We start from the raw sequence: 18154 nt of genomic DNA on the forward strand, positions 1-18154 counted from the left end.
CCCCCGTATGCGGAAGATACTCGTCGTCGGAGCCGGCCAGTCCGGTCTCCAGCTCGCCCTCGGCCTCCAGTCGCACGGCTACGACGTCACCCTGATGTCGAACCGGACCGCGGACGAGATACGCACCGGCCGGGTGATGTCGACGCAGTGCATGTTCCACACCGCGCTCCAGCACGAGCGCGACCTCCAGCTGAACTTCTGGGAGTCCCAGGCGCCGAAGATCCGCGGCCTGGGCGTCTCGGTCGCCGCCCCCGGCTCCCACGACCCGGGCCCCACCCAGCGCGCCATCAACTGGCTGGGCATGCTCGACGGCTACGCGCAGTCCGTGGACCAGCGGGTGAAGATGGCCGGCTGGATGGAGACCTTCGCGCAGCGCGGCGGCCAACTGGTCATCCACGGCGTGGCCGTCGGCGACCTCGACTACTTCTCCCGCGCCTACGACCTCGTGCTGGTCTCGGCCGGCAAGGGCGAGCTGGTGCAGATGTTCGGCCGCGACGCCGGACGCTCCCCGTACAGCGAGCCGCAGCGCGCCCTCGCGGTCGCCTACGTGCACGGACTCGCGCCCCGCCCTGAGCACCCGGACACCGAGGCCGTCCGCTGCAACGTGGTGCCCGGCGTCGGCGAGATGTTCATCATGCCGACCCTCACCACCACGGGCCGCGCCGACATCCTGTTCTGGGAGGGCATCCCCGGCGGCCCGCTGGACGCCTTCAGGGACGTCAAGGACCCGGGCGAGCACCTCGCCCTCACCCTGGACCTGATGAAGACGTTCCTCCCCTGGGAGTACGAGCGCACCCCCGGCGTCGAACTCACCGACGCGGGCGGCACCCTCGCCGGCCGCTACGCCCCCACCGTCCGCAACCCCATCGGGCGGCTGCCCAGCGGCGGGACGGTCCTCGGGGTCGCCGACGTGGTCGTCGCCAACGACCCGATCACCGGCCAGGGCTCCAACTCGGCGTCCAAGTGCGCCGCCTCCTACCTCGCCTCCATCCTCGAACACGGCGACAAGCCCTTCGACGAGACCTGGATGCAGCAGACCTTCGACCGCTACTGGGAGACCGCCCGGCACGTCACCAAGTGGACGAACGCGATGCTCGCGCCGCCGCCCGAGCACGTGCTGAACCTGTTCGGCGCGGGCATGCGGTTCCAGGCGGTGGCGGACCGTTTCGTCAACTGCTTCGACGACCCGTCCGACCTGGAGAACTTCTTCTTCGACCCGGACAGGGCGGACGCCTACCTGGCCGAGGTCGCCGGCGCCGCGGCCGGCCCCGCCGGCGCCCCCGCCTCCGCGTAACCCGCGTCGGACCCCTCCGTCGCCCCCTCGGGGAGCTCCGGCGGCTCGTAGTGCCGCAGGGGCTCCCCGCCCGGGTCGGGGCGCACCGCACCCAGCACCGGGTTCGCGGCGATGGGGGAGACCTTCACCCGCGCCCCCGGACGCGGCGCCTGCACCACCATCCCGTCCCCGAGGTACAGGGCGACATGGGTCGCCTCGGGGAAGTACACCACCAGGTCCCCGGGCCGCAGCCGGTCCAGCGGGACGCGCTCCAGCCGCGCCCACTGCTCCTGGCTGGTGCGCGGGACGGGCGCCCCGGCCGCGCCCCACGCCTCGTAGGTCAGCCCCGAGCAGTCGAACGCCTCCGGGCCCTCCGCCCCCCACACGTACGGCTTGCCGACCTGCTCGACGGCGTACCGCACGGCCCGCTCACCCGCCGCGGTCGGGGTGCGCCCGGGTCCGGGGGAGCCCAGCGCTCCGGAGGCGAGGAACTCCTCCTGCCGCTCGGCCGTCCGCGTCCGCTCCAGCTCGGCGAGAGCGGCCAGCTCCTCCGTGCTGAGCGTGGCGAGCAGTTCCTCGACCTCACCGAGCCGTCGACGCACCTCGTCACGCTGCTCGCGGTGCCGCTCGGCGAGGACGAGCTGGTCGTCGAGGGCCTTGCGGGCGCGGCGGGCGAGCGCGGCGGCCCGCTGCTCGCCGGCGGCCAGCCGTCCCACCGTCTCGGTCCGCTCACGCGCCACCCGGCCGATCACGTGCCGCTGTTCCAGCGCGCGCTGCGGGTCACGCGCCAGCAGCAGCCGCAGGTAGGGCGAGAGGTCGGAGCTGTTCTGGTACTGCTGCCGGGCCAGCCGTCCGGCCGCGCCCCGGCTGTCGTGGAGGGTCAGCCGCGCCCGGGCGAGGGCGCGGTCCAGCCGCGCGGTCTCGGCACGCTGCTTCCGCAGCCGCTCCTCGGTCGCGTTGAAGGTCTCGGTGGCCCGGCCGGCCTCCCGGTACAGCCTCTGAAGATCCGTCAGCAGCTCGGCGACCGACCGGCCTTCGGCCCCGGACGCGCCCGTCCCGGCCCCGGTGGCCGCGTCGGACCCGCTCCGCTCCGGCCCGGCGCTCGCACCGCCGGGCGACGGCTCGGGCACGGCCGTCGCGGGCAGCGGAACGAACACCGCTCCGGCGGCCAGCGCCACCGTGCACACCATGCGCAGCAACCTTCCTGACACGTCATCACCTCCGATCCGGGGCGGCTTCTCCGCTCCGCATCGCGAGCATCAGACGGTCCCGCGCGGCCCGCGCGCCGGGTGTGCGCGGTTCGGCGCAACGGGGTCACCCGTGCGCGTCGTCCGGCTTGCCCGGCGGCGTGGCGTCCGGACGGGCGGCCGGCCGTGACCACGGCCAGCGCGGCCGGCCCGCCGACGGGTCCGGATCGGGGTCGTACACGTACTTCCACCCCCGGGCCAGCCCCGTCCGCCCGCTGTGCCCGCGGGGCGTGCGCCGGTAGACCAGCACGGTCTCCGGACCGCCGTCGGGCGCCGGCACGGGGATGCGGTACGTCTTCGGCGGGTGCCCGGTCATGCCCAGCAGCACCGGCAGCACGCGGCCGTCCATGGGGCCGCCCTCGAAGGGGGTGTCTTGACTCTTCACCGGACCAGTGTCCGCCATCCACCGGGCCGGGCCGACGTCCGCCATCACCCGGGCAGGCCGACGTCCGCTGTCCGCCGGGCCTGCCCGGGTCCGTCATGCGCGGGGCCGGTCCGCGCCCGCCGTCCGCCCGGGCACGGCGCAGGTCAGCCGTCGGCCGCCAGCGCCCGGACCAGTTCCTCGGTCTGCGCGTCGCGCCGTCCGGTGACCTCCAGGCCCGCCACGAACTGCTCCACCAGCCAGTCCCTCAGTTCCCCCGCCGGGATCTGCCGGTCCTCGTCCAGCCAGATCAGCGAGGCGGCCTCCACGGCGGTGATCCACATCCGGATCGTCATCCGCAGGCGGGGCCCGGCCGCGTCGATCCCCAGGTGGCTCAGGATGTGCTCGGCGGCGGCCCGGCGCACGCCGTCCACGATCGCGGTGGTCCGGGAGGTCTCCACGACGCTGCCGCCCTGGAGCAGCGCGCTGAACCCCGCGCCGTGCTCGTCCACGAAGGCCAGGTAGCGGTCCAGGGCCCGGGACAGCCGGGGCAGCCGCGGGCCCTCGTGCGGCTCGTCGAAGCAGTGCCGCAGCTCGTCGGCGGCGGACCCGAGGGCCGCCTCGTACAGCTGCTGCTTGCCGCCGGGGAAGTACCGGTAGACCAGGGGCCGCGACACCCCGGCCGCCTCCGCCACGTCGTCCAGGGAGACGTCCTCGGGCGCGCTGTCGGCGAAGAGGGACAGGGCCGCGTCGAGGAGCTGACTGCGGCGCTCCTCGACGCTGAGCCGCCGGTAGGCGGGGGTGGGGGCCTGCGAGGTCATGCCCCGCAGCGTAACCGCCCGGACCTCGGACCGGTGGGGGCGGCCGGAACCGCGGTCCCGGCCGGCGGCCCGCCGTCCGCCGCCTACGCCAGCAGCCCCGACGACTTCCACAGGCGCCGGCCCACGCCGCGCAGCACCCCGATGTCGTCCAGGAAGTCCGTGAGCCGCTTGGACCCCTGCTGCATCACGTCCCGCCGGTGTCCGCTGGCCTTCACCTGGGCGAGGGCCTCGCGCTTGTCGAGGCCGACGTTGGTGTAGACGTCCGGGTTCACGAAGGCGACCGAGAAGACCCGGGCGAACTCGCCGGAGGTGATGCGGGTGAACTCCTGGGACCATTTCGGCGCGGTCACCATCTGGCGCCGCAGCTCCTCACGCGCGTACCGCACGTGACGGGCCTCCTCGACGACGTGGATGCGCGTGACGCCCCGGATCAGCGGCTGCACGCGCTCGTCGGGGAAGGTGAGCCGCTGCATCCAGTCCAGGACCTCCTCGCCGAGCAGGGTGGCCGTGAAGGAGCCCGGGGTGGTGGAGATGGTTTTGAACAGCCGGCCGAGCTGCTGGTGGACGCGGCTGACGGGGTACCAGGGGGTGCCGCCGTGGGTGATCAGCCGGGCGAACATCTTGGAGTGCCGGCACTCGTCCTCGATCTCGGTGAGCGCGTACCGCACGTGGGCGCTCGTCGCGGACTTGTCGTAGATGTGCCGCACCAGCAGCTGCATGAGGATGATCTCGAACCAGATGCCGAGCGAGGCGAGGGCCGCGGCCTCGTGCTGGGACAGCAGGATGCGCTGCTCCTCGCTCATCCGCTTCCACATCGGGGTGTCGTACAGGGACACCAGCTCGGGAGGCCAGAACCACTTGCCCTCCTCGAAGGGCGCCTCCCAGTCCAGCTCCTTGTCCGGGTCGAAGGAGTGCTTGGCGGAAGAGTCGAGCAGCCGCTGGGCGACCTGCTCGCGGTCCTTGAGCAGGCCGAGCGCGTCGCGCAGGCCGTCCAGCGCGTCGGCTTCCGTCAGGGTCGTCATGGCGGTTCCACCTCGTGGGCGTCTCGGGTTACCGGTGGTTCACCCCACTTATGAGACTGCCTGTCAGCAAGGTCGTCAATCCCTCCGGCACGACTTGTTGACGAACGGTCTATCGGGCGGATGCGCTACGAGTTCCACCACCAGTTCTCCACCAGGCTGATCCGCGAGAACCAAGCGGTCGCCGTGGAGGACCTGGCGGTGAAGGTGCTCGCCCGCACGCGCCCGGCCACGTCCGTGCACGACGCCGGATGGTCGGCGTTCGTGAGCATGCTGGAGTACAAGGCCGCCCGGTACGGGCGCGCCTTCCACCGGATCGGCCGCTTCGAGCCCACCGGTCAGGTGTGCTCGCAGTGCGGCGTCAAGGACGGGCCAAGCCGTCGAACGTCCGCGTGTGGACGTGTCGGGCGTGCGGGGCGGTCCTGGACCGGGACATCAACGCGGCGGTCAACGTCGCCGAGGCCGCCGGACCGGCGGTATCAGCCTGTGGAGTGCAGGTGGGACCGGGACTCGTCCCGGCTCCGCGCAGCGAAGCAGGAACCCACCCGACACCGCAGCCTTCAACGGCGCGGTGGGCGGGAATCGCCGTCCTTCAGGGCGGCGAGGATGTCAGTCCAGTTCGTCGGCGCGCCGCTGGAGGCCCTCGGCGAAGGTGTCCCAGTCGGGCCCGACGGACAGGAGGTCGGCGGCGGCTTCCCTCAGCAGCTGTGGGTCGTCGGGGCGTTGCAGACAAGCAAGGCGGTAGGCGAGGTTTCTGGCCCAGGGCGGCAGGGCCGTCCAGTCCTCGGTGAGGACCTCCCGGAGCATGGCGAGGATGTCGTCGGCCGTCGCAAAGGTGAGCTGCTCGACGAAGTCACGGGAGGCTTCGACGACCTGCCGGCTGTCGGCGGCGTCGATCGCACGGCTGAGGTTCCTCGCCGCGGGAGCGGGGTCGGGCATGGTGGGGGTCTCCTGGTGGTTCTCGACCGGTGCGCCCAGGCCTGGGGTGGGGGTCGTGGCGGGGCGGCGACGGGGCCAGACTTAGCAGCCGGTCCCTTCGCCGGCCGGAGGGGTGCGGGCGCGGCCCCGGAGGGTTCTGGGCCGCGCCACCGACCTGTCCGGACAGCACCCCTAGAGCGCCGAGCAGCCCAGCCCCTCCGGCGCCTCGCCCGTCGCCGGTTCCGACGCGCCCGCCGGGAAGGCCGTGCGCAGCGTGAAGGCGTACGGCGTGGGGCCGTGGGCGCGCAGGTGGAGAACGCGTGCCTCCGCCTCCGCCACCGTCGGGCGGTGTCCCGCCGGGACCCACCACAGGGCGACCATCGCCTCCTCGACGCGCTCGAACCACTCGCGGCGCCGGGCGAGCATCTCGCGGTGACGGCCCCGGTACATGAACGCGGTGAGCGCGTCCGTGTCCCGCCACACCGACAGGTTGACGATCATCCACCGGTCCCCGAAGACCGGCACGTCCGTCGCGTTCCCCGCGTCCCCGACCAGGCGCCACACGAAGCCGTCGGCGGCCTCCGCGTCCCCGTTCACCGGGTCCAGCGCGTCGACGAAGTCCTTGAGCCGAGGGGAGTCCAACGGGGCCAGCAGGCGTGCGATGTTCACCTGGGCGAGTTCGTGCACGGCGGTTTCGGTCATGCGGCGGACCGTAAGTCGGCCCGGCGTCCCTCCGGTACCCCCGTCTCGCCCAGTGAGCACATCAAGTGCGTTATGAGGAGGCTGAGTTGAGGACCGCCTCCATCACCGCCCGGGCGACGGGCGCCGCCGTCCCGCCGCCGCTGATCTCCCGCCGGTTCGCCGCCGCGTCCTCCACCACCACCGCCACGGCCACCCGCGCCTGCGCGTCCCGCTCGCCCTGCGCCCAGGCGACGAACCAGGCGTACGGCGTGCCGGAGTTGCCCAGGCCGTGCTGGGCGGTGCCGGTCTTGCCGCCCACCACCGCACCGGGGATCGCGGCGTTGGTGCCGGTGCCCTTCTCGACCACCTCGCGCATCAGCTCCTGCATCCGCCGTGCCGTCGACGGGTGCATCGCCCGCCGCGCCGGCCGCGACCCGGCCGTCGCCACCGTGCTGCCGCCCGCCCGCGTGGACCGCTCCACCAGGTACGGCTGCCGCACCTGCCCGTTGTTGGCGACGGCCGCCGCCACCATCGCCATCTGCAACGGGGTGGCCCGGGTGTTGTACTGGCCGATCGACGACAGGGCGAGCTGGGCCCGGTCCATCGTGGTGTCGAAGGTGCTGCGCGCCACGGAGAAGGGGATCCGCAGGCCCGCGTGGTTGAACCCGAAGCCGTGCGCGGTGGCCGTCATGTGCTCCAGCCCGGTCGTCACCCCCAGCTTCGCGAACACCGTGTTGCAGGACCAGACGAACGCCTCCCGCACCGAGGCGTCCGCGCAGCCGCGGGAGGAGTTCGTCAGGGCCGTCGTCGTCCCCGGCAGCCGGTACGGCTCCGGCGAGTCCGTCGGCGCGTCGAGGTCCGTGACCACACCCGCGTCCAGCGCCGCCGCCGCGGTCACCACCTTGAACGTGGAACCGGGCGGATACGTCTGCCGCACCGCGCGGTTCAGCATCGGCTTGTCCGGATCGGCGTTCAGCCGGGCCCAGGTCTCCCGCGCCTCCGTCCCGTTCCCCGACAGCGGCTGCGGGTCGTACGACGGCACCGACACCAGCGCCAGGATCCGCCCGGTCGACGGCTCCACCGCCGCCACCGCGCCCTTGCGCGAGCGCAGCCCCTCGAACGCGGCCCGCTGCGCCGCCGGGTGGATCGTCGTCTCGACGTGACCGCCCGGGCTGCGGGACCGCGTGAAGTCGTTCCACAGCGGCAGTGGCGCGAGCGCCGGGTCGGTTCCGGACAGCACCCCGTCCTCGGTGTGCTCCAGCAGGGTCGTCCCGTACTCCTGGGAGGCGAAGCCGGTCACCGGGGCGTACAACGGCCCGTCCGTGTACGTCCGTTCGTACCGCAGGTGCTCCCCGGTGTCCCGCGAGCCGGTGACCGCCCGGCCGCCGACGAGGATGTCGCCGCGTGGCTGGTCGTACCGGGCGATGGTCTCCCTGCGGTTGGCCGGGTTGCCGTCGTAGGCGTCCGCCCGCAGCAGCTGGACGCGGGCCGCGTTCACCAGCAGGGCCACCAGCAGCAGCGCGCAGAACAGCGCCGCGCGCCGGATGTACGGCGTCACCCGAGCGCACCTCCCTCGTCCTGACGGCGCGCGGAGTCGCTCAGCCGGACCAGCAGCGCCACGATCGCCCAGTTGGTCACCACCGACGAACCGCCCTGCGCGAGGAACGGCATCGCCATGCCCGTCAGCGGGATCAGCCCCGTCACCCCGCCCGCGATCACGAACACCTGCAGCGCCACGATCGAGGCCAGCCCCACGGCGAGCAGCCGGCCGAAGGGTTCGCGCAGCGCGAGCCCCGCCCGGTAGCCGCGCTCCACCAGCAGGCCGTAGAGCAGGAAGATCGCCGACAGTCCCGCCAGGCCCAGCTCCTCACCGGCCGTCGCGAGGATGAAGTCGGACTTCACCGCGAAGCCGATGAGCACCGAGTGCCCCTGGCCCAGACCGGTGCCGAGCAGCCCGCCCTCGGCGAACGCGAACAGCGACTGCGCGATCTGGTTGGCGCCCTCGCCCGCCTCGATCGACGCGAACGGGCTCCGCCAGGTCTCGATCCTGCGGTGCACGTGCGGCTCCAGCCGGCCCACCGCCAGGGCCCCCAGCGAGGCCAGCAGCAGCCCGACCGCGATCCAGCCGGTGCGGCCGGTGGCGACGTACAGCAGGACCACGAACAGGCCGAAGAACAGCAGCGAGGTCCCGAGGTCGCGTTCCAGCACCAGGACGCCCACGCTCACCAGCCAGACGGCGACGATCGGCCCCAGCACCCGCCCCGTCGGCAGCCGGAGCCCGCCCACCCGGCGTCCGGCGTAGGTGAGGGCGGCACGGTTCGCGGCGAGGTACGCGGCGAAGAACACCGCCAGCAGCACCTTCGCGAACTCGCCGGGCTGGATGGAGAAACCGGCCACCCGGATCCAGATGCGGGCGCCGTTCACCGCCGGGAACAGGATCGGCACCGTCAGCAGCACCAGCGCGGCGGTGACGCAGAGGTACGTGTAGCGCTGGAGCACCCGGTGGTCGCGCAGCACCAGCACCACCGCGATGAACAGCGCGACCCCCAGCGCCGACCAGACCAGCTGGGTCGGGGCCGCCCGGTCGCCCGGCGTCTCCAGGTCGAGCCGGTAGATCAGCACCAGGCCGAGCCCGTTGAGCAGGACGCCGATGGGCAGCAGCAGCGGATCGGCGAGCGGTGCCCGCAGCCGCACCGCCAGATGGGCGACCAGCGCCAGCACGCCGAGCCCGGCGCCGTAACCGGCGGCGCCGGGCGGGACGGTGCCGTGCCGGGCGAGGCCGACCGCGCAGTACCCGTACACCGACAGCAGGACCGCCAGGACGAGCAGGGCGAGTTCGATCCCGCGGCGCCCGGACGGACGGACGGCGGGCGGGGACGGGCCGGCCGTCGCCGGGGTGGTTCCGGCCTTGCTCATGCCCGGAACCTACCCATGGGGGGTGTGCGCGTCCGGCTCATCAGCACCAGCGTGGCGCGGGCCCGATGTTGTCGATGTAGCGTGCGGCTCCCCAGGCCCAGGTGCCGTCCGTGAGGAGGTACCAGAGCGGGTTGCCGTTCACGTTGTCGCCGGGGACCTTGCAGAAGATCGAGACGACCTCACCGCGGTGCGCGTACCGGATGACCTGGGAGCCGCGGGTCGGCGCGCTGCGCAGGGCCAGCCGGTCCGCCGTCACGACACCCCGGTACTCGCCCTGGTCGCCGTGGTGACCGCCGCTCGTCTGGCCCCAGTCGCCCTGGCCGCCGGTGCCGTTGCCGCCCTGCTGGGTGCCCTGACCGCCGGTGCCGTTGCCGTTCTGCTGGCCCCAGGTGTTGTTCCCGCCCTGCTGGTGGGTGCCGCCGCCCTGCTGGCCGGAGCCGCCGTCACCGTTGCCGCCGTTGCCGCCCTGCTGGCTCCACGGGGTCTCGTCGGCGGGGGCGGTGCCGGCGCTCGCGACGGCCGGCGTGACGGCGGTCGCCAGGGCGAGCGCACCGGCCGCGAGCGCTATGGGCAGCCGGCGGGTCGAGGGGGAGCGCAGGGACATGGCGATACCTCCATATGAGGTCGAAAGCATGGAAAGCTGACTTGTCGCCACAGTAGGAGTCACGGAGGGGACCCCGCCCGCCCTGCTGCGCCATCGGAGAAGCCGTCAGGTCACTCCACCGGCGGTCGCGGGCGCCTCCTGAGGCAGGGTCAGCCTGGCCACGGCGCCGCCCTCCGGAGCGTTCGACAGCTCCAGCCGGGCACCGAGCACATCGGCCTGCCCCAGGGCGATGGTCAGGCCCAGCCCGTGCCCCTTCGACCCGCTCTCCGTGCGGAACCGCTGCGGCCCGTGCGCGACCAGGTACTCCGGAAAGCCGTCGCCGTGGTCCCGCACCGTCACCACCGGCCCGTCGACGGTCAGCGTCACCGGCGCCCGTCCGTGCCGGTGCGCGTTGGCGACCAAGTTGCCCAGCACCCGTTCCAGCCGCCGCCGATCGGTCTCCGCGGCGGTGTCCCGCACCACGGCGACGTCCGTGTCCGTCCCCGACCCCCGCGCCACCCGCCGGGCCAGCTCCCCGAGCCACTCGGTGTCCAGCTCCAGCCGCTCCCGGCCGGCGTCCAGCCGGGAGATCTCCAGCAGGTCCTCGGTGAGCGTGCGCAGCGCCGCCACCCTGTCCCGCACCAGCTCCGTCGGCCGGCCCGGCGGCAGCAGCTCGGCGGCCGCGTGCAGGCCGGTCAGCGGGGTGCGCAGCTCGTGCGCCACGTCCGCCGTGAACCGCTGCTCGGCGAGCAGCTTGCCCTGCAGCGACGCCGCCATGGTGTCCAGCGCGGCGGCCACCGCCGCCACCTCGTCCTGCGGCCTGGTGCGGTCCCTGGCCCGCGGGTCCTCCACGCGTGCGTCGAGATCGCCGGCGCTGATCCGCCGCGCGACCCGCGCGGTGGTGTGCAGCCGCCGCGTCACCCGGGTCACCGCGAAGGCGCCCAGCAGCAGCGTGGTGCCGATCGCCAGCCCCGAGGACCACACGATGGCGCTGTCCAGTCCGTCGATCGTGCGCTCGCCCTGGGAGTAGTCGACCCACACCGCCAGCGCCCGTCCGCCGTCCAGCGGCCCGGCCGCCCACATCGCGGGCCGCCCGTCGTGCTCCGCGACCATGGTGCCGCGCTCCCCGGACACCGCCAGCCGCCGCAGCTCGCCCGGCAGCTGAGCCGGGTCCACCCCGGCGTCGCGGCGCGGCGACTCCCCGGCCTGATACGCCTCGGTCGCCTCCGCCAGCCGCCGCAGCGCCAGCTCACGGGCCTGGCCGACGGTCTGGTCGGTCACCTGGACGTGCACCAGGACACCGAGCAGCGCCGCCAGGGCGCAGCACATCACGGTGATGAAGACGGCCGTCTTCAGGGCCAGGGGTCCGGCCCAGCGGGGGAGCGCGCGTCTCACCGAGCGTCCGCCGGGGGCTGCGAGGAGCGGGCCGATGCGAGCCCCCCGGGCTCCGGGGACTCCCGGGGCGCCGAGGACCGCGAGGGTTCCGGGGTCTTCGAGGGGGCCGGGGACGCCGGGGCCGAGGGCCGGGGGGACCGGGAGGACCCCGGGCGGGCCGGCGTGCCCGTGCGCAGCATCTCGTCGTGAGTCAGCAGCATCGCCCGCTGGTCCGGGTCCCAGGTCCACTGGAGCCGGTACTCGTACCCGGCGACCTCGGAGGGCGAACGGATGATCACCGACCGCCGGGCCAGCTCGACCCCGCTCAGGGCGTCGTCGTAGGCCATGATCCTCGTGAGCCGGTTCCGCCCGGCGGTGTAGACGCGCACGGCGGTCAGTTTCTCCGGGAGCAGCCGGAACCCCAGCGTCAGCTCGGGGCGGCTGTCACCGGTGAGGTCGCGGTAGTACGGCTCCAGCACCGGGCAGCCGTCGTCGTCCTGCCGCCCACCGGGTTCCGCGGACTCCGGTCCGCCGACGCAGTCGGCCATCCGGCGGGCCGTCTCCCGGAAGGGCGCCCCGTCGCCCTCGTAGTCCTCCGGGTGAGCGGCGATCTCGGCGCGCACCACCGCGACCGGGTCCACCGCGCGGATGTCGCCGCCGGGGACGGCGACGCCCTCGACCACCTCGGTGTCCACCTCGCCGAGGTCGAACGCCGGGCTCGACGCGGGCGTCAGCTCCGGCCAGAGCCGGGCCGGGCTGATCGCGGTGGGCGTCGCCCCCGCCCCGCGCAGCCTCCCGTCGTCCCCGCAGCCCGCGAGGGCCGCCGTCACCAGCAGGAGACAGGCGGCACGGCGGGCGGCACGCGTACGGCGGCTGGCGGGCACTGCACTCCTGGGTTCGTGGGCCGGTGCGCACACACCTTATTCGCGCGGACGTCCCCATTTGGGTACCGGGTGGCCTGCGGCGCCCGGGGGAGGCCCTGTGCCGAGGGCCGGGGCCCCCGTGCCGGGGGCGCGCCCGGCACGGCAGGCCGCCCGAGCCGCGCGCGGGACTCGCCACGGTCCGGCAGGCCGCCCGAGCCCCGCACGGGGCGCGTCACGGTCCGGCAGGCCGCCCGAGCCCCGCACGGGACTCGCCACGGCGCGGCAGGACGCCCCCTCCGAGCCCGTGCCGGTGCGCCCGGCGGGCAGGCTCCCCGCGCCCGGTGCCGTGGGTACCCGGCCCTCGGCAGGCCGCGCCCGGTCAGCCGGCCGGCTTCTCCGGCAGCCGGACCGTGGCGAGTCCCGCGCGGAGGTAGCCCACGAAGACGTCGTTGTGCAGCGCCCAGGACGAGCGCCGGTCCCGGATCAGCCGGATCGCCTCCTCCGCGGTACCGCCCCGGCGCACCAGGGCGTGCGCGACGACCAGTCCCGAACGGTTGTACCCGTGGAAGCAGCGGACCAGGACTCGTCGTCCCGCGTCCAGCGCCTCGCACGCCGCCTCGGCCATGAGGACGACACCGGCGAGCTGCGTGCCGTCGAGCGGCCCGTCCGGGATCGGCCACACCTGGTGCTCGACCCCCGCGTCGGGGCCGTGGCCGGGGAGCCGCAGCAGCGACTGCACCAGATCGAACTCCTGCCCCACCACCGCGAACTCCAGCCGCCCGGAACCGCCCCGGAACTGGTGCCCGCCCATCCACAGGCCCGGCACGATCTCGTCCCACGGACGGCCCGGTGCCGGTACGTCGGACTGCTTCCACCGGGTACGCAACGGCACCTCCCGTCACCCGCCCGCGAGCGGACCGCCCGGCGGGCCGAACTGCTCCTCACGGTAGCCGGGTTCTTGCCCCCGCAGCACCCCGCCTGGTCCCATGGTCGTGGGGTGATGGTGCATGGAGCGACTGCGCGTCATACCGGTCCGGCAGCACGGCCGGCAGCGGCTGCACGTCTGCCGCCCGGACGGCGGCCACCTCGCCTCCTACGACCCGGAGGAGGGCCGGGTCGACCTGCGGGGCGCCGATCACGAGGAGGCGGTGCTCACCGCCCTGCGGCCGTTCCTCACCGGTCCGGTGTCCGTCGGGCCGCCCCCCGTCCCCCCGCCCGCCGAGCTCGCCCGCCTGTCCCTCCACCCGGACGACGACCTCGCGCCCAACCGCCCCGGCGAGGCGCTGCTGGTCGCCCTCGACCGCGCCCCGCGGCGCGCGCACCGCCGGTTCCGCGTCGACCCGCGCCGCGCGGCCCTCGACGCGGAACGGACGGTGGGGGAGGCCCTGGACCGGCTGGAGGACGCGGGCTGGCACACCCTGCACTCCGTCCCGCTGCCCGGCGGCGACCGGGTCCACCACCTGCTGATCGGCCCCGGCGGCCTCTACGCCGTGCACACCCTGGACGCCCGTCGGCAGCGCGTCTCGGTCGTCGACCCCCGGGTCGCCGTCGGCCGCCGGGAGGCCCGGCCCCTGCTGCACCGGGTCCGCGCCGACGCCTCCCGGGCCTCGTACGCCCTGACGTCCGAGGTCCGGGCGGTGCTGGTGGTGGTGGGGGCCTCCCGGCTCACGGTGCCGGCCGTGCCGCGCGGGGTGCGCGTGCTGGCGGACGGGGACCTGGCCGACCTGGCCCGGCCCGACGGGGTGCTCAAGCCGGCCGACGTCGAGGCCCTGCACACCATGGCCCGCGACCGGTGCACCTGGTTGCGGGTGTAGCGCAACGCGGGCGTCCGGGCGTCCGGGCGCCTTCGCGTCACGCGGGGCACGCCGGTGTTTCGGTGGCTTCGCCGCGCAGGGCTCCCGCGCGGCCGCTGCCGGCGGTGGGCTGCGATGGCGGGCCGGCCGCCCGGCGTGACCTTCCGCCGACGGCCTCCCCGCGCCGGCGACCGACCTCCCTGCGTCGGCTACGGCCCCTCCGTCCCGGCTACGGCCTCTCCGTCCCGGCTACGGCCTCTCCGTCCCCGGCGTCACGGCCCCGGCAGCGGCGCCGCCCCGGCCGGGTCCAGCAGGGGGGCCAGCAGGTCGCCGTGGTCCTGGAGACGGGGCGGGAGGTCCGGGGCGCGGAACGCCAGCAGCTCGGGTGACCGGCACTCCTCGACCTCCTCCCAGGTCACCGGCGCCGACACCAGCGGCTCGGCCCGCGCGCGCAGCGTGTACGGCGTGGCCGTGGTCTTGCGGGCGGCGTTCTGGCTCCAGTCGACGAACACCTTCCCCGGGCGCAGGCTCCGCGTCATCCGGTGCAGCGCCAGCCGGGGCATGGCTTCTTCCGCCTCCACGGCGAGCTGCTTCGCGTACTCCGACACCCGCTCGGACGAGGCGCCCCGGACCGCCGCGAGCAGGTGCAGGCCCTTCGAGCCCGACGTCTTCGCGTACGTCTCGATCCCGTCGGCCGCGAGCCGGTCCCGGAGCCAGAGGGCGACCTCGCAGCAGTCCACGACCGTCGCCGGAGCGCCCGGGTCCAGGTCGAACACGATCCGGTCCGCCTCGGCCGGGTCACCGATGAGCCACTGGTGCGTGTGCAGCTCGGCGACCAGGTTCGCCGCCCACATCAGGCTCGGCAGATCCTGGAGCAGCACCATCCGCGCCGGGCCCTCCGACCGGGGCACTTCGGCGGTGGTGACCCAGTCGGGCGTACCCGGCGGCACGTTCTTGGTGAAGAACACCTGGCCGTCGGGGCCGTCCGGGTACCGCAGGAACGACACCGGCCGGTCCCGCAGATGGGGCAGCAGTACGTCGGCGACGGTCGCGTAGTAGTGCAGGACCTCCGCCTTGGTGAAGCCGGTGGCGGGATACAGCACCTTCTCCAGATTGCTGAGCGCGAGCCGTCGCCCCTCCACCTCGGTGATGGGCGCCATACGATGAGAATCCCACGCAAACCGGGGCAAGAACCCCAGGAGTGATCGGCAACGACCGGAAGGGTGCTCACGTGAGATCCATATGGAACGGCGCGATCTCGTTCGGCCTGGTCAGCATCCCGATCAAGCTGGTGAACGCCACCGAGAGCCACGCGATCTCCTTCCGCCAGATCCACACCGAGGACGGCGGGCGGATCCGCTACCGCAAGTTCTGCGAGCTGGAGGACCGCGAGGTCAGCTCGCAGGAGATCGGCAAGGGGTACGAGGACGCGGACGGCTCGATCATCCCGATCACCGACGAGGACCTGGCCCAGCTGCCGCTCCCCACCGCCCGCACGATCGAGATCGTCGCCTTCGTCCCCGCCGACCGGATCGATCCGCTGCAGATGAGTTCCGCGTACTACCTGCAGGCCAGCGGCGCCCCGGCGGCCAAGCCGTACACCCTGCTGCGCGAGGCGCTGAAACGCAGCAACAAGGTCGCCATCGCCAAGTTCGCGCTGCGGGGGCGGGAGCGGCTGGGCATGCTCCGCGTGGTCGAGGACGCCATCGCCATGCACGGCCTGCTCTGGCCCGACGAGGTGCGTGCGCCCGAGGGAGTGGCCCCCGACAGCGACGTCACGGTCCGCGACAAGGAGCTGGACCTGGCGGACGCCCTGATGGACACCCTCGGCGAGGTGGATCTGGAGGACCTGCACGACGAGTACCGCGAGGCCGTGGAGGAGGTCATCGCCGCGAAGGTGGCCGGCGAGGCCCCGCCGGAGATGCCCCAGCCGGAGGGCGGTGGCAAGGTGCTCGACCTGATGGCGGCCCTGGAGAGCAGCGTCCGCGCCGCCCGGGAGTCCCGCGGGGAGGAGGACGCCGAGGTCAAGCAGCTCCCGCAACGCAAGACGTCCCGCTCGTCGCCCAAGGAGACCGGCGGGAAGAAGTCCACGTCCACGGCGAAGAAGGCCCCGGCGAAGAAGACGGCCTCGTCGTCGTCCTCGTCGAAGTCCGGCGGAGGCGGGGGCGGCAGCGGCAGCGGCGGGAAGTCGGGCTCGCAGACGGGCAGGTCCACGGCCAAGAAGACGTCCTCGGCGAAGAAGACGACCGCGAAGAAGACCCCGGCCAAGAAGACGGCGTCCCGCAAGCGCTCGGCCTGAAGCACCGGCCTGAAGCACCGGGCGGTCCGGTGCCGGGCGGGTCGGTGTGGGGCGAGCTGAGTGTCGGGCGGGCTGGGTGGCGGGTGCGCTGAGCACCGGGTGAGTGGATCGTCGGGCGCGTGTGGTGATCCGCTGGACGACCGCCCGCGTCCGGGACTCACGCACCCTCCGGTTGCCCCTCCGTGTGGAACGGGTCACGCCCGGCCGGACGCCCGGACCGTCGGCCCGTGGGCGCGTGCCCGTCGGGCACTCCTCAGGGCCCCCGTCGTCGCCCACCCGCGCGGCCTGCCGTTTCGCCTGAACTCACCTCCTCCGCAACAGGCTTGCCGCACCGGGCCCGGCCGCCGCTGTCCGCCCGTCGGAACCATGGATCCTGGAAGGCGAGTTCGGCGTCCTCTCAGGCGGGTGTGCTTCGATGAACGCGATCCGTGGGGCTCGTCCGCGGGGCGGGGACACCCGGATCGCACGGGAGGACGAGGTCCGGTGGAGGGCATGACCGAGGACGAGTTCGACGCTTTCTACGCGGCCGCGTTCCCCCGTCTGACCGGGCAGCTCTACGCCTTCACCGGGGACCTGGGCGAGGCCCAGGACGTGGTGCAGGAAGCGTTCGTACGGGCGTGGGACCGGCGCCGGAAACTGGTGGCCGACGAAGCGCCCGAGGCGTGGGTGCGCACGGTGGCCATGCGCCTGGCGGTCAGCCGCTGGCGGCGGGCCAGACGCTGGCTGGAGCTGATGCGCGGCACCCCGCCCCCCGAACCCGCCCCGGGCCCGGGCCCCGAACGCACCGCCTTGGTCGCCGCGTTGCGCTTACTCCCGGAACCGCAGCGCCGGGCCATCGTCCTCCATCATCTGTGCGACTTCAGTGTCGAGCAGGTAGCCTCCGAAACCGGCGCTCCGGTGGGGACGATCAAGGTCCGGCTGTCCCGCGGGCGGGCAGCGCTGGCGAGGCACCTGACGGTGGACGAGGCCGAGGAACCGGCCTGGAGGGAGGGCGGCCGTGTCGGATGAACTCGCCTCGGCCCTGCGGAGGCTGGCAGCCGACCACGAACTCCCGCCCCCCGTCCCCCCGGCCCGTATCCGCTTCCGCGCGGTGCGCCGCGCCCGACGCCGCCGCACCACCGCCGCCGTCGGCATGACGGCCGCGGCGGCCTGTGCCGTCACCGCGCTCGCCTTCACCCTCCACCCCGGAGGCACCGCCACCGCCCACCGCACCCCCGCCGCGGGCTCCCCGGCTCCCGCCCCCGTCGCCACCGCCTCCGCGAGCCCGGCGACCCCCGCCCCGACCACCACCGACGACGACGTCCTCGACCTGCGCCGGCACACCCTCACCGTCGACCACCGCACCATGCGTCTCGACGCCCCGCCGCAGGACACCGCCACCCTCCCGGCCGGAAGCGAACTCACCGTGGCCGCCAAGCACGCGGTCAAGGAACTCCCGGCCGAGGCCGTCGTCAAGGACGGCCTCGGCGTCAAGGTGCTGTACGTGGTGGAACTCCGGGCCGCCGACCGGACGGCCGTCGTCTACGTCGGCGCCCGCGCCGGCGACACTCTCCGCGGGAAGCTCGGCTGGACGGCCCTGAAGCCCACCGACGCGAAGTGGTTCTACGCCCACATCAGGATCGGCGACCGCATCGAGGTGACCTGACGGAGCGGCGACGGCATCCGCGTCGAGGTGACGGACGGAGCGGCGCCACGGCGAACCACTCGCGGCTGGCGGCTGGCGGCTGGCGGCTCGTGGCTCATTGCTCGTGGCTCGCTGCGGGAGCGGAGCGGTCCGCCGTGCGGGCCACGTTCCGTGCGGGCCACGTTCCGTGCGGGCCACGTTCCGTGCGGGCCACGTTTCGTGCGGGCCGCGGGCCGCGGGCCGTGCGGGAGTCCCGAGGACACACGACAGGCTGCCCGGGGAGACGACGAGGCGGCCCGTCTCTCCCGACGGGCCGCCCCTTCCCCCGTACCCGGGACGGCGGGACTGCCGGTCGCCCGGCGGTGCCGCCCCGAACCCCTTC

18 protein-coding genes and 1 pseudogene are annotated in these 18154 nt (G+C 74.3%); 6 read left to right on the plus strand and 13 right to left on the minus strand.

The genetic code is table 11. The features are described 5' to 3' along the window. Window positions 1-7 precede the first annotated feature (7 nt). Complete coding sequence (locus tag AB0F01_RS09370) at window positions 8-1294, plus strand: styrene monooxygenase/indole monooxygenase family protein (protein WP_362091675.1); 1287 nt, start codon at window positions 8-10, stop codon at window positions 1292-1294. On the opposite strand, the gene AB0F01_RS09375 is transcribed toward AB0F01_RS09370, so the two are convergent. The 4 genes from AB0F01_RS09375 to AB0F01_RS09390 form a co-directional block, all read right to left on the minus strand. Beyond that, window positions 1234-2484, minus strand: coding sequence for a C40 family peptidase (locus tag AB0F01_RS09375; RefSeq protein ID WP_362091678.1), 1251 nt, complete (start codon window positions 2482-2484; stop codon window positions 1234-1236). The two genes, AB0F01_RS09370 and AB0F01_RS09375, sit on opposite strands and share 61 nt — an antisense overlap. Before the next feature lie 103 nt (window positions 2485-2587). After that, window positions 2588-2905 (minus strand): hypothetical protein, encoded by a 318-nt coding sequence (locus tag AB0F01_RS09380; protein WP_362091680.1) that lies wholly within the window; start codon window positions 2903-2905, stop codon window positions 2588-2590. 143 nt (window positions 2906-3048) lie between these two features. Beyond that, window positions 3049-3702, minus strand: coding sequence for a helix-turn-helix domain-containing protein (locus AB0F01_RS09385; protein ID WP_362091683.1), 654 nt, complete (start codon window positions 3700-3702; stop codon window positions 3049-3051). Between the two features lie 83 nt (window positions 3703-3785). Then, window positions 3786-4724: a diiron oxygenase gene (locus AB0F01_RS09390; RefSeq protein ID WP_362091686.1), complete on the minus strand. Its 939-nt coding sequence runs from the start codon at window positions 4722-4724 to the stop codon at window positions 3786-3788. A gap of 123 nt (window positions 4725-4847) precedes the next feature. On the opposite strand from AB0F01_RS09390, the pseudogene AB0F01_RS09395 reads away from it, so the two are divergent. Next, a pseudogene (locus tag AB0F01_RS09395) lies at window positions 4848-5284 on the plus strand (RNA-guided endonuclease TnpB family protein); the annotation flags it as partial. Between the two features lie 46 nt (window positions 5285-5330). Here the strand turns inward: AB0F01_RS09395 and AB0F01_RS09400 are convergent. The 8 genes from AB0F01_RS09400 to AB0F01_RS09435 form a co-directional block, all read right to left on the minus strand. After that, window positions 5331-5660: a hypothetical protein gene (locus AB0F01_RS09400; protein WP_362091689.1), complete on the minus strand. Its 330-nt coding sequence runs from the start codon at window positions 5658-5660 to the stop codon at window positions 5331-5333. Window positions 5661-5831: 171 nt separating this feature from the next. Continuing rightward, a complete protein-coding gene (locus AB0F01_RS09405) occupies window positions 5832-6341 on the minus strand; it encodes a DUF3291 domain-containing protein (RefSeq protein ID WP_362091692.1) in 510 nt (169 codons plus the stop codon). A gap of 70 nt (window positions 6342-6411) precedes the next feature. Further along, complete coding sequence (locus AB0F01_RS09410) at window positions 6412-7878, minus strand: penicillin-binding transpeptidase domain-containing protein (protein WP_362091695.1); 1467 nt, start codon at window positions 7876-7878, stop codon at window positions 6412-6414. Next, entirely contained in the window at window positions 7875-9236 is a 1362-nt protein-coding gene (locus AB0F01_RS09415; protein WP_362091698.1) for an FtsW/RodA/SpoVE family cell cycle protein, read from the minus strand. The genes AB0F01_RS09410 and AB0F01_RS09415 overlap by 4 nt, the downstream gene beginning before the upstream one ends. A 40-nt stretch (window positions 9237-9276) precedes the next feature. Beyond that, window positions 9277-9840, minus strand: a complete 564-nt coding sequence (locus AB0F01_RS09420) for an SH3 domain-containing protein (RefSeq protein ID WP_362091700.1) — start codon at window positions 9838-9840, stop codon at window positions 9277-9279. 105 nt (window positions 9841-9945) lie between these two features. Beyond that, window positions 9946-11214 carry a HAMP domain-containing sensor histidine kinase gene (locus AB0F01_RS09425; protein ID WP_362091703.1) on the minus strand — a complete coding sequence of 423 codons (1269 nt, stop codon included), beginning with the start codon at window positions 11212-11214 and terminating at the stop codon, window positions 9946-9948. Further along, window positions 11211-12077: a hypothetical protein gene (locus AB0F01_RS09430; RefSeq protein WP_362091706.1), complete on the minus strand. Its 867-nt coding sequence runs from the start codon at window positions 12075-12077 to the stop codon at window positions 11211-11213. The genes AB0F01_RS09425 and AB0F01_RS09430 overlap by 4 nt, the downstream gene beginning before the upstream one ends. Window positions 12078-12435: 358 nt before the next feature. Next, window positions 12436-12942, minus strand: coding sequence for a dual specificity protein phosphatase family protein (locus tag AB0F01_RS09435; protein ID WP_362091709.1), 507 nt, complete (start codon window positions 12940-12942; stop codon window positions 12436-12438). Window positions 12943-13063: 121 nt separating this feature from the next. Here AB0F01_RS09435 and AB0F01_RS09440 point away from each other — a divergent pair, with 121 nt between their 5' ends. Next, window positions 13064-13870 (plus strand): nuclease-related domain-containing protein, encoded by an 807-nt coding sequence (locus AB0F01_RS09440; RefSeq protein WP_362091712.1) that lies wholly within the window; start codon window positions 13064-13066, stop codon window positions 13868-13870. 251 nt (window positions 13871-14121) lie between these two features. On the opposite strand, the gene ligD is transcribed toward AB0F01_RS09440, so the two are convergent. Next, complete coding sequence (gene ligD / locus AB0F01_RS09445; RefSeq protein ID WP_362091715.1) at window positions 14122-15009, minus strand: non-homologous end-joining DNA ligase; 888 nt, start codon at window positions 15007-15009, stop codon at window positions 14122-14124. Between the two features lie 71 nt (window positions 15010-15080). On the opposite strand from ligD, the gene AB0F01_RS09450 reads away from it, so the two are divergent. The 3 genes from AB0F01_RS09450 to AB0F01_RS09460 all read left to right on the plus strand — a co-directional run bounded on the left by AB0F01_RS09450 (window position 15081) and on the right by AB0F01_RS09460 (window position 17793). Beyond that, on the plus strand, window positions 15081-16148 hold the full coding sequence (locus AB0F01_RS09450) for a Ku protein (RefSeq protein ID WP_362091718.1): 1068 nt from the start codon (window positions 15081-15083) through the stop codon (window positions 16146-16148). A gap of 492 nt (window positions 16149-16640) precedes the next feature. Beyond that, window positions 16641-17156: a SigE family RNA polymerase sigma factor gene (locus AB0F01_RS09455; protein ID WP_362091721.1), complete on the plus strand. Its 516-nt coding sequence runs from the start codon at window positions 16641-16643 to the stop codon at window positions 17154-17156. Further along, window positions 17146-17793, plus strand: a complete 648-nt coding sequence (locus tag AB0F01_RS09460; RefSeq protein WP_362091724.1) for a hypothetical protein — start codon at window positions 17146-17148, stop codon at window positions 17791-17793. Before AB0F01_RS09455 ends, AB0F01_RS09460 begins: the two co-directional genes overlap by 11 nt. The last annotated feature ends 361 nt before the right edge of the window (window positions 17794-18154 follow it).

The organism is Streptomyces sp. NPDC029526, assembly GCF_040637405.1.
In the GTDB taxonomy this organism is placed as follows: Bacteria; Actinomycetota; Actinomycetes; order Streptomycetales; family Streptomycetaceae; genus Streptomyces.